Below are 12875 nucleotides of genomic sequence, written 5' to 3' on the forward strand. Positions count from 1 at the left end.
AGCAACGGCCTGGTTACCGTCGGCCTCAGCAGCCTTAAAGCCGGTGACAGCCTGGTCACCGCCACCATTAACGGCAGCAGCCAGACGGTTAACACCACCTTTATCGCCGACGCCTCCACCGCTCAGGGCACCCTGACCGTGACGGCAGACGGCGCAGTGGCAAATGGCACGGCAACCAACAGCGTCGAACTGACGGTGACCGATGCCAACGGTAACCCACTGGAAAATGTGGTGGCTACCTTCGCGGCGGATAACAGTGCCAGCGTTACCGACAGTGTGACCACCAATGCGAGCGGTGTCGCTAAGGCTACGCTGACCAGCCTCCGGGCTGGCACCGCCACGGTAACGGCCAGCGCGCAAGGTTTGATACAAACCGTACCGACCACCTTTATCGCTGATGCCGCAACCGCACAAATCGCCAGTGGCGCCATGACGGTGGTGGCGAACCACGCTGCGACAGATGGCGTGGCGACAAACAGTGTCCAGGTGGTGGTGACCGATGCTAATGGCAACCGCCTGAACGGGCAGTCGGTCAGCTTTAAAGCTGACAATGGTGCCACTATTGCAGCGAGCGGAATGAGCGACGGCAACGGCGAAATTACTCTGCCGATAACCAGTACCACTGCCGGTGACAGCCTGGTAACGGCCACAATTAACGGCAGCAGTCAGAGTGTCACTGTCAGCTTTGAAGCGGATGGTAATACGGCACGAATCGCTGATGGAGCGCTGGTGATGGTCGACAACGACGCACTGGCCAATGGCAGTGATACCAACACCGTGCGTGCAACCGTCACCGATGCTGCAGGTAACCCGGTTAGCGGGATATCGGTAAGCTTCAGTGCAACTCATAGTGCCACCATCACGGCAAGTGGCGTAACAGATGCAAATGGTGAGGTGACTGCCACCCTGATGAGCACCACGGCTGGCACCAGCACCATCACGGCGACGGTCAACGGTGTCAGTCAGCATGTTGATGCGCGCTTTGTGGCAGATGCCAGCACGGCACAGCTTGCTGCGGGTGATTTCACGGTGGCAAGTGATGGTGCGGTGGCTAACAACGTCTCGGCAAACCAGGTTAAGGTGCGGGTGACGGATACCAATGGCAATGCACTGGCAGCGCAGACGGTCAGTTTCAGCGCCGGAAATAGTGCGAAGATCGCCGCCAGCGGTCAGACCGGAACAGATGGCACTCTGATCCTCCCGGTCACCAGCACAGTGGCGGGTGACAGCCTGATCACGGCATCAATAAATGGCAGCAATCTGAGTGTCACGGTGCACTTTGTTTATGACAGAACCACGGCGAATGTTTTCGAGCTGACGGCGCAGAGTGACAACGCCCTCGCCAATGGCAGTGCCGCAAACACCGTGAAAGTGGTGGTGAAAGATGCGTACGGCAACCTGGCCACGGGGATGGATGTGACGATGAGCGCCAGCAATGGTGCATCCGTGACCCCGGGAGGCGTCACCGATGAGAACGGGGAATACCTGGCATCGGTAACCAGTCTGGTGGCTGGAGCCAGTGTCATTACCGCGCAGACCAACGGGCAGAGTAAATCACTCTCCGTGACCTTCATCCCGGATAACGGCACCGCGCAGATTGTCGCGGGCAGCATGACCGTCACCAAAGACAACGCGCCGGCGAATGGCACCGACAACAACAGCGTGCAACTGACCGTCACGGATGCCAATGGCAATCCGCTGTCAGGGCAGACCGTGAGCTTTATGGCGGATAACGGGGCCACCATTGCGGCCACCGCTGACACCGGGCCTGACGGCACCCTGACCCTGCCGATCACCAGTAAGGTCGCAGGCAGCAGTAAGATCACCGCCTCGATCAACGGCAGCAGCCAGAGTGTGACCGTCACCTTCCACGCTGACGCAGCCACGGCGACAGTGAGCGCGCTGACGGTGGATGCGGACAGCGCCCTCGCCAACGGCACGGCCACTAACTCGGTGAAAGCGAGGGTGCTGGATGCCCAAGGGAACCCGGTGCCGGATATGACCGTGACGTTCAGTGCCGATAACGGCGCGACCATCGCGGCCACCGGCGTGACAGGGCCTGATGGCACCGTCACGGTAAGTCTGACTAACGTGACCGCTGGCGTCAGTCATGTGACGGCCACCGTGAATGGCAACAGCCAGAGCGTGCCGGTCACCTTTGTGGCGGATGCCAGCACCGCGCAGATTGTCGCGGGCAGCATGACCGTCACCAAAGACAACGCGCCGGCGAATGGCACCGACAACAACAGCGTGCAACTGACCGTCACGGATGCCAATGGCAATCCGCTGTCAGGGCAGACCGTGAGCTTTACGGCGGATAACGGGGCCACCATTGCGGCCACCGCTGACACCGGGTCTGACGGCACCCTGACCCTGCCGATCACCAGTAAGGTCGCAGGCAGCAGTAAGATCACCGCCTCGATCAACGGCAGCAGCCAGAGTGTGACCGTCACCTTCCGCGCTGACACAGCCACGGCGACAGTGAGCGCGCTGACGGTGGACGGGGACAACGCCCTCGCCAACGGCACGGCCACTAACTCGGTGAAAGCGGGGGTGCAGGATGCCCAGGGGAACCCGGTGCCGGATATGACCGTGACGTTCAGTGCCGATAACGGCGCGACCATGGCGGCAACCGGCGTGACAGGGCCTGATGGCACCGTCACGGTAAGTCTGACCAACGTGACCGCTGGCGTCAGTCATGTGACGGCCACCGTGAATGGCAACAGCCAGAGCGTATCGGTCACCTTTGTGGCGGATAACGGCACCGCGCAGATTGTCGCGGGCAGCATGACCGTCACCAAAGACAACGCGCCGGCGAATGGCACCGACAACAACAGCGTGCAGCTGACCGTCACGGATGCCAATGGCAATCCGCTGTCAGGGCAGACCGTGAGCTTTACGGCGGATAACGGGGCCACCATTGCGGCCACCGCTGACACCGGGTCTGACGGCACCCTGACCCTGCCGATCACCAGTAAGATCGCAGGCAGCAGTAAGATCACCGCCTCGATCAACGGCAGCAGCCAGGGTGTGACCGTCACCTTCCACGCTGACGCGGCCACGGCGACAGTGAGCGCGCTGACGGTGGACGGGGACAACGCCCTCGCCAACGGCACGGCCACTAACTCGGTGAAAGCGATGGTGCAGGATGCCCAGGGTAACCCGGTGCCGGATATGACCGTGACGTTCAGTGCCGATAACGGCGCAACCATCGCGGCCACCGGCGTGACAGGACCTGATGGCACCGTCACAGTAAGTCTGACCAACGTGACCGCAGGCGTCAGTAATGTGACGGCGACCGTGAATGGCAACAGCCAGAGCGTATCGGTCACCTTTGTGGCGGATGCCAGCACCGCGCAGATTGTCGCGGGCAGCATGACCGTCACCAAAGACAACGCGCCGGCGAATGGCACCGACAACAACAGCGTGCAGCTGACCGTCACGGATGCCAATGGCAATCCGCTGTCAGGGCAGACCGTGAGCTTTACGGCGGATAACGGAGCCACCATTGCGGCCACCGCTGACACCGGGCCTGACGGCACCCTGACCCTGCCGATCACCAGTAAGGTCGCAGGCAGCAGTCAAATCACCGCCTCGATCAACGGCAGCAGCCAGAGTGTGACCGTCACTTTCCACGCTGACGCGGCCACGGCGACAGTGAGCGCGCTGACGGTGGACGCGGACAGCGCCCTCGCCAACGGCACGGCCACTAACTCGGTGAAAGCGGGGGTGCAGGATGTCCAGGGTAACCCGGTGCCGGATATGACCGTGACGTTCAGTGCCGATAACGGCGCGACCATCGCGGCAACCGGCGTTACCGGGCCTGATGGCACCGTCACAGTAAGTCTGACCAACGTGACCGCTGGCGTCAGTAATGTGACGGCGACCGTGAATGGCAACAGCCAGAGCGTATCGGTTACCTTTGTGGCGGATAACGGCACCGCGCAGATTGCCGCGGGCAGCATGACCGTCACCAAAGACAACGCCCCGGCGAATGGCACCGACAACAACAGCGTGCAACTGACCGTCACGGATGCCAATGGCAATCCGGTGCCTGATATGACCGTGACGTTCAGCGCTGATAACGGCGCGACCATTCCGGCAACCGGCGTGACAGGGCTTGATGGCACAGTTACGGTAAGTCTGACTAACGTGACCGCTGGCGTCAGTAATGTCACGGCCACCGTGAAGGGTAACAGCCAGAGTGTGCCAGCCACCTTTGTGGCTGATGCCAGCACGGCTATCATTGTTGACGGGGCGATGAGCGTTGTCGCTGACGGCGCCATCACCGATGGTACAGCCAGCAACAGCGTAAATGTGACTGTTACCGATGCTAACGGTAACCTGGTCCCGGGTGTGAAGGTCAACTTTGCGGCAGATAATGACGCGGTGATTGCAGCCAGCGGGGTGACAGATGCCAATGGTTCATTAACCATGACCCTGACCAGCACCCATGCTGGCGGTGGGGTGAGCAACGTCACTGCATCGCTGGACAGTGGTACACCCGCGCAGACCGTGCAGGTGAACTTTGTGGGTAAAATCGCCCTCCGGTCATTTGGTTTCGATAATGGTACGGTTAATCAGCCGGGAGGTCAGCCAACGGGCGGCTTAACCGCAGCGGTGATCGATAGCTATAATGGCAATCCTGTTGCGAACGAGTCTGTTGAATTTACGCTGACTAACGGGGCCACATTCACGGATGGGGAAGGAACGACGCAGACTATCACCAGTGATGCTGACGGGTTGGCAAAAGTAGCAGGTGTCATCCTGCCCAACGTAAGTAATTCAACTTCGTCGTTCAAATATGATATTTCAGCAAACATTGACCAGGTCAGCGCTACGATCACCGCCCAGGCTACCGGGCTGGTCATGTACCCACTAAAAAATAATCAACCGGCAGGAGCAACAGGTACCGATAGGGATCAAATTTATATGAAATATATTGATACTAATGGTAATTTTTTAAGGGGTATAAAGACATATGCATCTGTTAATACAGATACTGCCATCTTGCAATATACAAGCAATGGAACATCAGATTTTACGAAAACGAATGGAGGTGGGGTAGTGTCTGTTTATGTAGGCTCTTCTGTTCCAGGTGATGTTGTTATCACGGGTTCTCTTAATGCAGATTTTAGCGATCCGCTAAAACTAACTTTGACATTTCAATAACATTGACTGACCAAAAGCCCCGGATAAAACCGGGGCTTTTACTTTTGTATCGCCGTCGCGGATTGCAGTCATGAAGTAGCAGGCGCATAATTAGCCTGCTTACGACTTCATTTTGAACATCCCTTACGCCATTACGCGGAACCCTATGCACGCCTCAGATGCCCCCATAAACTGGAAACGGAATCTCACTATTGCCTGGATTGGCTGCTTTCTCACCGGTGCGGCATTCAGCCTGGTGATGCCCTTCCTGCCGCTGTACGTCGAACAGCTTGGTGTCACCGGTCACAGCGCGCTGAATATGTGGTCCGGGCTGGTGTTCAGCATTACCTTTCTTTTTTCCGCCGTTGCGTCGCCATTCTGGGGCGGTCTGGCCGATCGCAAAGGGCGAAAAATCATGCTGCTGCGCTCTGCGCTGGGCATGTCGATTGTGATGGTGTTGATGGGCATGGCGCAGGACATCTGGCAATTTTTGGTGCTGCGCGCCGTGCTGGGGTTACTCGGCGGCTTTGTGCCTAACGCTAACGCGCTGATTGCCACCCAAATTCCACGCCATAAAAGCGGCTGGGCACTCGGGACGCTTTCGACCGGTGCGGTCAGCGGGGCGCTGTTAGGTCCGCTGGCGGGCGGCCTGTTGGCTGACAGCTACGGCCTGCGCCCGGTGTTCTTTATCACTGCCAGCGTGCTGTTTCTGTGCTTCCTGCTGACGCTGCTGCTGATCCGCGAACAGTTCGTGCCGGTGCCAAAAAAAGAGATGTTGCATGCTAAAGACGTTTTCTCGTCGCTGAAAAGCCCGAAGCTGGTGCTGTGCCTGTTTGTAACCTCGATGATTATTCAGGTCGCCACCGGCTCGATTGCGCCGATCCTGACGCTGTACGTGCGTGAGCTGGCGGGTAACGTCAGTAACATCGCCTTTATCAGTGGGATGATTGCCTCAGTGCCCGGCGTGGCTGCCCTGCTTAGCGCCCCACGGCTTGGCAAGTTAGGCGACAGAATTGGCCCGGAAAAAATCCTGATCGTCGCGCTGATTGTCTCAGTGTTACTGCTGGTGCCGATGGCGTTTGTTCAAACCCCGTGGCAGCTTGGCGTCCTGCGTTTCCTGCTGGGTGCCGCGGACGGCGCCCTGCTGCCGGTGGTGCAAACGCTGCTGGTCTACAACTCAACCAATCAGATTGCCGGGCGCATTTTCAGTTATAACCAGTCGTTCCGTGATATTGGCAACGTCACCGGGCCGCTGATCGGCGCCTCGGTGTCGGCCAGTTACGGCTTTCGCGCGGTGTTCTTCGTGACCGCTGGCGTAGTGTTGTTTAACGCCGTGTATACGGCATTCAGTCTGCGCCGCACGCGCCGGGCCCCCCTCCCCTCCCCCGACGGAGAAAATGACGATACCCCTGTCGTTAATTAATTCATCCGGATGATTTTTGGCCCTTGGTCCTTGCATATCCGAAACTTCGTCTATTCTTTTCCTGAAAACCACGTCAAACCGCAGGGAGAATGAGATGACCATGTACGCCACGCTCGACGAAGCTATTGATGCGGCACGCGAAGAGTTTATCGCCAACAGCCCCAACGCCGGGGAAGATGAACTGAGCGTTCAACAATTCAACCTGCAAAAATACATCCTGCAGGATGGGGACATTATGTGGCAGGCGGAATTCTTTGCCGATGAAGGTGATGAGGGGGAATGCCTGCCGATGCTCAGTGGAGAAGGCGCGCAGAGCGTCTTTGACGGGGATTTCGACGAGATAGAGCTGACCACAGAGTGGATCGAAGAAAATACGCTCCATGAATGGGATGAAGGCGAATTTCAACTCGAACCGCCGCTGGACACTGAAGAGGGCCAGACGGCAGCCGACGAGTGGGATGAACGCTGATTACTCGTATGGGCCGTGATGGGCGTCAATCGGCAGCAATAGCGTGTCGAACACCAGCGAAAACGGCAGGTCGAGGATAGTAATATAGCGCCAGGCTGAATCACGCACGTCCCACTGCACGCCGGGGTAATACTGATTCCCATGTCCCTGCCCCGGAATGGTTCGGCTGATTATACTGCCGCAGCCGCTGAGCATCAGCGCCATCAGGCCGAGGGCCATCGCTCTTACCAGATGCTTGTTCATCAAAACCTCATATAAAAAAATACCGGCCAACTGACCGGTATTTTATTTTCACGCAGCGTTTGGCCGCAATTACTTCGCTTTCAACGCCATTGGGTTCAGCGTGATATTCGCGTAATGGCTGACCCACGAAGAGTAGCGCTCCGGGGAGGACCAGACGCGATAGTGCATCCGCGACAGCGTCACCGGGTCGCTCAACAGCACCAGACGACGATCGCGTGTCAGTTTGTCCGGGGTGTCGTTAAGCGCCTGCTCAACGTGACGATCATGGGCAATCTCCAGCACATCACTTGCGCGGTGACGCGCAGTGGCCATTGCGGTCGCCAGGGCGTTAAATGACGGGTTAAATACCGCGTGCATAAAGCCATCATCCAGCGAACGGGTGCGGTTCAGCGCCACATACCTGTCGGTGTCTTTCAGAACCTGCGGCGGAGAATACTCTTCCGGGATCAGGAACAGTTTCCAGCGTTTGGTGCGCAGACCGACGGTCGAACGGCTGGAAATCACCGAGACGAACGGCGACAGGATCAGCGAGAACACAATCGGTGCCAGCCAGAACAGGAAGCGCAGATCCAGCCATGCCATGCCAGCCGCCCACACCAGACCCAGCAGCAGCTGAGAGCCGTGGCGCATGAAGGCTTCACCCCAAGGAGTAGAGTCATCATCACGCTGCGGGGAGTTCCACACCACTTCCCAACCGAGGAATGCACTGACCACGAACACGGTATGGAACAGCATACGTACCGGGGCCAGCAGGACTGAGAACAGCACTTCCAGCAGCAGAGAAAGCGTAACGCGGAAGAAGCCGCCAAACTCTTTCGAGCCTTTGCACCAGATAAGAATGATGCTCAGCAGCTTCGGCAGGAACAGCAGCACCATCGTCGAGGCAAACAGCGCAATCGCCAGTTCAGGACGCCACTGCGGCCAAACCGGGAAAAGCTGACGCGGTTGCAGGAAGTACTGCGGCTCGGTGAGCGCATGAACGACCTGCAGCGCGGTAGACAACGCCAGGAACATAAACCACAGCGGAGCCGACAGATAGGACATCACGCCGGTCAGGAACACCGCCCGGTGTACCGGGTGCATCCCTTTCACCAGGAACAGACGGAAGTTCATCAGGTTACCGTGGCACCAGCGACGGTCACGCTTCAGTTCATCCAGCAGGTTCGGCGGCAGCTCTTCATACGATCCCGGCAGGTCATAGGCAATCCACACCCCCCATCCGGCTCGACGCATCAGCGCCGCTTCCACGAAGTCGTGGGAGAGGATAGATCCGGCGAAGGAGCCTTCACCCGGCAGCGGAGCCAGCGCACAGTGCTCAATGAACGGCTTCACGCGGATAATGGCGTTGTGACCCCAGTAATGGGACTCACCCAACTGCCAGAAGTGCAGACCAGCGGTAAACAGCGGGCCGTACACACGGGTCGCAAACTGCTGGCAACGCGCGTACAGCGTGTCCATTCCGGACGCTTTCGGCGAAGACTGGATGATCCCGGCGTTCGGATTGGCTTCCATCAGACGCACCAGACCGCACAGGCAGTCCCCGGTCATCACGGAGTCTGCATCCAGCACCACCATGTAGCTGTACTGGTTGCCCCAACGGCGGCAGAAGTCATCAATGTTTCCGCTTTTACGCTTCACACGACGGCGACGACGACGGTAGAAAATCTGCCCTTCGCCCTGCACTTCTGCAATCAGCTCCATCCACGCTTTCTGCTCACGCATACAGATATCAGGATCGTAGCTGTCGCTGAGAATGTAGACGTCGAAGTGCTTGTGGTTGCCGGTGGCTTTCACCGATTCCCAGGTCGCACGCAGACCCGCAAATACGCGGTCAACGTCTTCATTACAGATAGGCATGATAAGCGCGGTGCGATGCTCAGGATTCAGCTCCTCGTCACCGACGGTAGACGCAGAAATACTGTATTTATCGCGGCCAATCAGCAATTGCAGGAAGCCCATCAACGCGGTCCAGAATCCGGCGGAGACCCAACAGAACAGGATAGCAAACAGGATGAGGATCCCGGTTTGCAGAACGTACGGCAGGAGCTGCATAAAGGAAACCAGCAGATCCTGACCGCGCATGTCCATTGGGTTAACCAGCGCCCAGCCCTGGTACGGCAGAATGGTTTTCATGTACCAGGTGGCGACCACGGTCTGCACCAGCGTCAGCAGCAACAGGATGTAACGACGGATGGTCCCGACGGTACGCCATTTGGCTTCATGCTCACGCTCTTCCTGGGTCAGACGCGACAGATAACGCGGCTGAACCTCACGGCCCAGCATTCTGTCCCAGAAGCGCCCAATCGGGTTGGTCCGCCACGGATCGGGGAACATAGATGAACGCGTCGCCTTCGGCATGGCTTCGAGCTGAGTGCGTCCTTCCGCGTCTTTGATCAACTGCCCTTCAGCCAGCGAATCCGGCCACGCCTGCTCCAGGCGCGCTTTTACCGAGCCGAGCGGGGAATCATCTTCACGCGCGATCGGGGTATGTTCAGTATCCAGCGCCTGATGCAGAGCACGAAAATCAGTGGTCGGCAATGCCGCTTTCTCAGCATCTGAGAGCGGCATCGCATCGATATACTCGTTTATCTTATTCATTGGCAGGTAGCTGATAGCTCCAGGTTTCACTCAGCGTCTGATCGCCATTGACCAGCGCCGCACGCATGTCGGTGGTCTTCTTCACATCTTTGACTTTCAAACGCATCGTCAGACGCCAGCCTTTGGTGACCGGGTTGTAGCGAACGTTGCTGTCCACGATTTCCCCGTTGTCACCGATACTGGTCTGCGCGGTCACTGGCGTATCCTGCGGCAGCTTTTTCATGTCTGCGCCAGCGAAGTCAACGACGAACGCAATCGAGCCATCAGGTTGACGAATCAGGTTCGACTGCTTCACATCACCCGTTGAACGACGCGTCTGCATCACATACGCGCTTTCCGGGGCGTGCAGTTTGTCTTCGTCACGGCTGAAGGTGATGGTGTAGTTGAACTTCATCTCTTTCCCGGCGTCCGGCAGCTGGTCCGGGGTCCAGTAAGCGACGATGTTATCGTTGGTTTCGTCGTTGGTTGGAATTTCCACCAGTTCGACTTTACCTTTACCCCAATCGCCCTTCGGCGTGACCCATGCGCTTGGACGCTGGTCATAACGATCGTCGAGATCTTCAAAACGAGAGAACTGACGGCCGCGCTGCAGCAGACCAAAGCCCTGTGGATTTTCAGTCGCGTAGCTGCTGACCGCCAGGTGTTTCGGGTTGTTCAACGGACGCCAGATCCACTCCCCATTCCCCGCCAGAATCGACAGACCGTTAGAGTCGTGCAGTTCAGGACGGAAGTTGGTGGTTGGAGACGGCTGATTTGGCCCGAACAGGAACATGCTGGTCAGCGGGGCAACGCCCAGCTTGCCGACTTTATCGCGCAGGTAAACCTTCGACTGTACGTCGACCACGGTATCGCGGCCAGGCATGACCACAAAGCGATAGGCACCTGCCGCACGTGGGGAATCCAGCAGTGCATAAATAGTCAGACGTTTATCGGTTGGTTTTGGACGCTCAATCCAGAACTCACGAAAACGCGGGAACTCTTCGCCGGATGGCAAAGCCGTATCGATAGCAAGACCACGCGCAGACAGGCCATAGGTCTGGCCCTGACCGAGAACGCGGAAATAGCTGGCTCCGAGCATGCTGACAATTTCGTCGTTTTTATCTTTGCTGTTGATCGGATACAGCACTTTAAAGCCGGCAAAACCCAGATCCTTGACGGTGTCCTTATCATGCTTGACGTCGCCAAAATTGAAGTAGTCCGGGCTGTACTTAATCTTTTTCACCGAGGTGGCGGTCACTTCATTGATGGCGACCGGCGTATCGAAATACATCCCCTGATGGTAGAACTCGAGCTTAAATGGTGTCTTGACCTTGCTCCAGTAAGCTTTGTCGTGGTTGAACTGAATCTGTTGATAGTCCGCATATTTCATGTCGCGGAATACGGAGGGCAGGTTACTTTTTGGCGCTTCGTAGCCCTTGCCAGCGAGCGCTTTCGCTTCCTTCGCTACATCATCAATACTGAACGCCCATGCAGATGAAGTACACAGGGACAACATTACGGCTGCGCCTAACCAACGCAGTTTCATCATCTGTGGTTTATTTTTCATAATTAGTAAGCACTTCCCCCTTTGTGTGCTTAAATCGATCCGATCCATTTTAATGGAAACTCAGGCAATCCGACAACATAATCCCCATTTTGTTCGGCTCGGTGGCCTAGGGTTTAAACAACACGCCGTACCTGACTGCACTTTGCGTGCGACTCCTAAAGACAGGTTCCCGGACTTCGTGTAGGGTTGCTCGAATTTAACCGTTATCAATCTGACCGATAAGACGATTAGTCTGAGAATTCATTGACTTTATGAATAATGTACCTGCTCAACGCGAATATTTCCTCGACTCCATCCGCGCGTGGCTGATGCTGTTAGGGATCCCTTTTCACATCTCGCTGATCTACTCCAGCCACACCTGGCACGTTAATAGCGTGGAACCCTCCTGGTGGCTGACGCTGTTCAACGACTTTATCCATTCCTTCCGTATGCAGGTGTTTTTCGTCATCTCCGGCTACTTCTCCTATATGCTGTTTTTACGCTATCCGATGAAGAAGTGGTGGAAGGTGCGCGTCGAGCGCGTCGGTATCCCGATGTTGACCGCCATCCCGCTGCTGACGTTGCCGCAGTTTCTGATGCTCCAGTATGTGGAAGGTAAGGCCGACAACTGGCATACGCTGACCGGCTATCAAAAATACAACACCCTCGCATGGGAACTGGTGTCGCACCTGTGGTTCCTGCTGGTGCTGGTAGTGCTGACCACCCTGGGTCTGGCGCTGTTCCAGTGGATCAAAAAGCGTCAGAAAGCCTCGATTGTCGCATTCTTTAATAACGTGTCGATGCTGCAGCTGTCGGGCTTGTTCCTCGCGTTGGGCGTGTTGTACGCCATTATTCGCCGCACCCTGTTCATCCTCTACCCGCCCATCCTCAGCGACGGACTGTTTAACTTTGTGGTGATGCAAACCCTGTTCTACCTGCCGTTCTTTATTCTTGGGGCGCAGGCGTTCGTTAATCCACATCTGAAAAATCTGTTCACCACCCCATCGCCGGGATGCATGGCGGGCGCGGTGCTGGGCTTCATCGCCTATCGCCTGAATCAGCAGTATGGCTCAGGCGATGCCTGGATGTACGAAACGGAATACGTTATTACGATGGCGCTGGGCCTGTGGATGGTGAATGTGGTGTTTGCCTTCGGCCACCGGATGCTGAATTTTAAATCCAGCCGCGTGACCTATTTCGTTAACGCTTCGCTGTTTATTTATCTGGTCCACCACCCGCTTACCCTGCTGTACGGGGCGTGGATCGCTCCGGTTATCCACTCCAACCTGCTCGGTTTTATCACCGGCCTGGTGTTTGTGGTCGGCATTGCCGTTATCCTGTATGAGCTGCACCTGCGCGTGCCGCTGCTGCGTTTCCTGTTCTCGGGTAAACCCCAGACCCCGCCTAAGACTACGCAACCGTCAGCACAGTAACACCTTTAGTCGGGCTGCGGCGTGAAATGCAGC

The 12875-nt window shown here is 57.1% G+C and carries 7 protein-coding genes; 4 read left to right on the forward strand and 3 right to left on the reverse strand.

Features of this window, described 5'->3' with window-relative positions; genetic code table 11:
- The 3 genes from ACG0Z5_RS19510 to ACG0Z5_RS19520 all read left to right on the forward strand — a co-directional run.
- Window positions 1–5172, forward strand: a 5172-nt coding sequence (locus ACG0Z5_RS19510; RefSeq protein WP_394450335.1) for a beta strand repeat-containing protein, incomplete at its 5' end; no start/stop codon positions are given.
- A 145-nt stretch (window positions 5173–5317) separates the two neighbouring features.
- Window positions 5318–6574: a multidrug efflux MFS transporter MdtG gene (gene mdtG / locus ACG0Z5_RS19515; protein ID WP_394450337.1), complete on the forward strand. Its 1257-nt coding sequence runs from the start codon at window positions 5318–5320 to the stop codon at window positions 6572–6574.
- 94 nt (window positions 6575–6668) lie between these two features.
- The gene (locus ACG0Z5_RS19520; RefSeq protein WP_319629932.1) at window positions 6669–7043 is read left to right on the forward strand and encodes a MysB family protein; all 375 of its coding nucleotides are present in this window, start codon (window positions 6669–6671) and stop codon (window positions 7041–7043) included.
- Here the strand turns inward: ACG0Z5_RS19520 and ACG0Z5_RS19525 are convergent, their stop codons facing one another.
- From ACG0Z5_RS19525 to mdoG, 3 genes are all read right to left on the reverse strand, one after another.
- Complete coding sequence (locus tag ACG0Z5_RS19525; RefSeq protein ID WP_394450415.1) at window positions 7044–7262, reverse strand: YceK/YidQ family lipoprotein; 219 nt, start codon at window positions 7260–7262, stop codon at window positions 7044–7046.
- A gap of 93 nt (window positions 7263–7355) precedes the next feature.
- On the reverse strand, window positions 7356–9884 hold the full coding sequence (gene mdoH, locus ACG0Z5_RS19530; protein ID WP_394450339.1) for a glucans biosynthesis glucosyltransferase MdoH: 2529 nt from the start codon (window positions 9882–9884) through the stop codon (window positions 7356–7358).
- On the reverse strand, window positions 9877–11430 hold the full coding sequence (gene mdoG, locus ACG0Z5_RS19535; RefSeq protein WP_394450341.1) for a glucans biosynthesis protein MdoG: 1554 nt from the start codon (window positions 11428–11430) through the stop codon (window positions 9877–9879). The genes mdoH and mdoG overlap by 8 nt, the downstream gene beginning before the upstream one ends.
- 251 nt (window positions 11431–11681) lie before the next feature.
- Between mdoG and mdoC the strand changes: the two genes are divergently transcribed.
- The gene (gene mdoC / locus ACG0Z5_RS19540; RefSeq protein ID WP_394450343.1) at window positions 11682–12842 is read left to right on the forward strand and encodes a glucans biosynthesis protein MdoC; all 1161 of its coding nucleotides are present in this window, start codon (window positions 11682–11684) and stop codon (window positions 12840–12842) included.
- Window positions 12843–12875 lie beyond the last annotated feature (33 nt).

Source organism: Scandinavium sp. M-37, from assembly GCF_043558715.1.
Lineage (GTDB): Bacteria > Pseudomonadota > Gammaproteobacteria > Enterobacterales > Enterobacteriaceae > Scandinavium > Scandinavium vulneris_A.

What these genes read in the sequence shown, in the direction of transcription:
- mdtG (WP_394450337.1), top strand. Translation starts at nt 5,318, where the DNA reads ATGCACGCCTCAGATGCCCCCATAAACTGGAAACGGAATCTCACTATT.
- ACG0Z5_RS19520 (WP_319629932.1), top strand. Translation starts at nt 6,669, where the DNA reads ATGACCATGTACGCCACGCTCGACGAAGCTATTGATGCGGCACGCGAA.
- ACG0Z5_RS19525 (WP_394450415.1), bottom strand. Translation starts at nt 7,262, where the DNA reads ATGGCCCTCGGCCTGATGGCGCTGATGCTCAGCGGCTGCGGCAGTATA.
- mdoH (WP_394450339.1), bottom strand. Translation starts at nt 9,884, where the DNA reads ATGAATAAGATAAACGAGTATATCGATGCGATGCCGCTCTCAGATGCT.
- mdoG (WP_394450341.1), bottom strand. Translation starts at nt 11,430, where the DNA reads ATGAAAAATAAACCACAGATGATGAAACTGCGTTGGTTAGGCGCAGCC.
- mdoC (WP_394450343.1), top strand. Translation starts at nt 11,682, where the DNA reads ATGAATAATGTACCTGCTCAACGCGAATATTTCCTCGACTCCATCCGC.